This is a genomic window from Bacillota bacterium, assembly GCA_024655925.1.
GTDB lineage: Bacteria > Bacillota > DTU025 > DTU025 > JANLFS01 > JANLFS01.
On the sequence record JANLFS010000145.1, the window covers coordinates 1 to 2,206 of the forward strand.

The following is a 2,206-nucleotide window of genomic DNA, read 5'->3' on the forward strand; positions in this document are numbered from 1 at the left end:
GCTGCCCGCCGTGGGCAGCCGACTACTTCCCACGACTGCCGTGGATGCCGGTAATTCAGGTTGGGACGCAGCCACTACCGAGGGCGGCAGGGAACCCAACAACATAGAGAGGATCAGAGCCAGGCTGATCCCTCGGGATATTGACTTTTTCATCGTTACCCCCTGTTTTGAGTGGCCCTATTGCGGGTTGGTAAGTGAACGGACCTGTCAACAAAAAGAGCCGTTCAGAAATGCCACGATGGCACATTCCGAACGGCCCTGGTTCACTCCGGCAGCGGAGGATACGTCAGTTTGTGGAGAAAGAGAGAGAGAGAGAAACTCTCGATTCATCCTTGATTCCTGTTTGTGGTGCGCTCACGCTGTAATTTGTACTATCATGGCTAAAAAATACCACAAGATTTGCTAATTGTCAAGTCTGCCAACCGAGATCCGGTCATAAATACTTTTCCTCGGCAGGGATATGAGGTAGAATAGTTTCCGGTACAAAACTATTTCCAGTTGCTCTCAGCCCCCGCCCCGGGGGCGATTTAGGCGCAAAACCGTGTCAAAAAGAGGGCATTTCCTGTATGGGACGCCCCCGAGACGGGGGCTAGAGCGGTTTTGTACCGAAACTAGAATAGCCCCATCGCAACACGAGGAGGTGGTACAATGAGTGTCAGCGTAAGTGAGCTGAAAAACGCCCTGTCTGAGATATTCAACCGGGTAGCCTTTGGCCGGGAGCGGATCATTGTAGTCAGCCAAAGGCAGCCGTGATCAGCCTCCCGCGCGCCAGATAGAATACAGCAACCACAGTCCCAAGACACTGGCGGCAATAAAAACTAGCCCGGCGGGGACGATGATCCACATTACCTGGTTGCCGATGAAAGTGGGCAATAGCAGGGCCAGGCCCACGATGAAGGCGGCCACCAGGATGCTGACGGACAGGCGGTTGGCGATGCGATCCAGTTTGGACAGTGACCTTTCTGCCTCCTTGACTTTCAAAGTGATCTCGAACTCCCCTCCCTCTACCTGATCGAGAATATGCGGGATGCGGCGGGGCAGTGCGGCGAATAACTCGCCCCAATCGCTTGCCCCTTTGACTACTTTCTTCCCCCAGGCCCGGGGTGAGGCCATCTGGCGCATGAACCGGTTGACGTAGGGCTGGCTCACGGCGAAGACGTCGAAATCAGGGTCCAGTTTCAGGCCCACGCCCTCCATCATGCCCAGAGTCTTACCCAGCAGCCAGAGATCGCTGGGCAGCCGCAGATGGTGGCGATAAGCGATGGGCATGATCTCATTCACTACCTCTCGAGCGCGAATCTCCTTGAGGGGCAAACCCTGGTACTTGATCAGCAGACGTTCTATATCCCGCCTCAATCCCTCTCGGTCTCCCCGGCGTTGAGCAGCACTCATGCGAATGAGTTGCTCAACAATCCCCTCACTATCCAATCGCACGGCGACGATGAAGAGGCGCACTAGGTCCTCTTTGAGCCGCCGGCTCAGGTGTCCGACCATCCCGAAGTCCATAGCCCCGATAACTTCACCCTCCATCACGAAGAAATTGCCGGGGTGTGGGTCGGCGTGGAAAAAGCCATCCACCAGGACTTCTTTGATGATGATGCGGGCACTGTTCAGGGCAATCCGATGACGGTCTAATCCTGCTGCGTCCAAAGCTTCGATGTCGTCAATCTTGATGCCGCTGATGCGCTCGAAGACTATGACCCGGCGGGTAGTATAGTTCCAATAGACCTGGGGGATGTAAAGATACTCCTCATCGGCGAAGTTACGGCGGAAGCGGTCGGCGTTGCGTCCTTCCCGCCGGTAGTCCATTTCGGCCCGCAAGGTGACAGCGAAGTCCTCTGCGATCTCCGGCAAGTCATATATCTCCCCCAGCGGTGTACGTTCCTGAAGCAGGCGCGCCAGATCGAAAAGTATCTCCAGGTCGGTTTCGATAGTCTCCTCAATGTCTGGCCGCTGTACTTTGACTACCACTTCATCGCCCCCCGGCAGGATGGCGTGATGCACCTGGGCCAGCGATGCGGCGGCCACGGGTTCAGCCTCGAAGGAAGCGAATATCTCACCCAGAGGAGCTCCCAGTTCTTCTTCGATCTCTTGTCGGACTGCTTCCCACGGGGCTGGTGGAACAGTGATGCATGACCTTGTTAAGAACTACATTGTTGAGCATTTTGGCGGTTCATGCAACGCTGAGGTTTCACTTGAAGCTTTA

Annotated in this window: 2 protein-coding genes; one reads left to right on the plus strand and one right to left on the minus strand. The window is 55.6% G+C overall.

Features of this window, described 5'->3' with window-relative positions; all coding sequences use genetic code 11:
* Positions 1-648 precede the first annotated feature (648 nt).
* On the plus strand, positions 649-753 hold the full coding sequence (locus NUW23_14910) for a type II toxin-antitoxin system Phd/YefM family antitoxin (protein ID MCR4427450.1): 105 nt from the start codon (positions 649-651) through the stop codon (positions 751-753).
* Here the strand turns inward: NUW23_14910 and NUW23_14915 are convergent, their stop codons facing one another.
* Complete coding sequence (locus tag NUW23_14915) at positions 754-2,130, minus strand: AarF/ABC1/UbiB kinase family protein (protein ID MCR4427451.1); 1,377 nt, start codon at positions 2,128-2,130, stop codon at positions 754-756.
* Positions 2,131-2,206: the final 76 nt, after the last annotated feature.

What these genes read in the sequence shown, in the direction of transcription:
- NUW23_14910 (MCR4427450.1), top strand. Translation starts at nt 649, where the DNA reads ATGAGTGTCAGCGTAAGTGAGCTGAAAAACGCCCTGTCTGAGATATTC.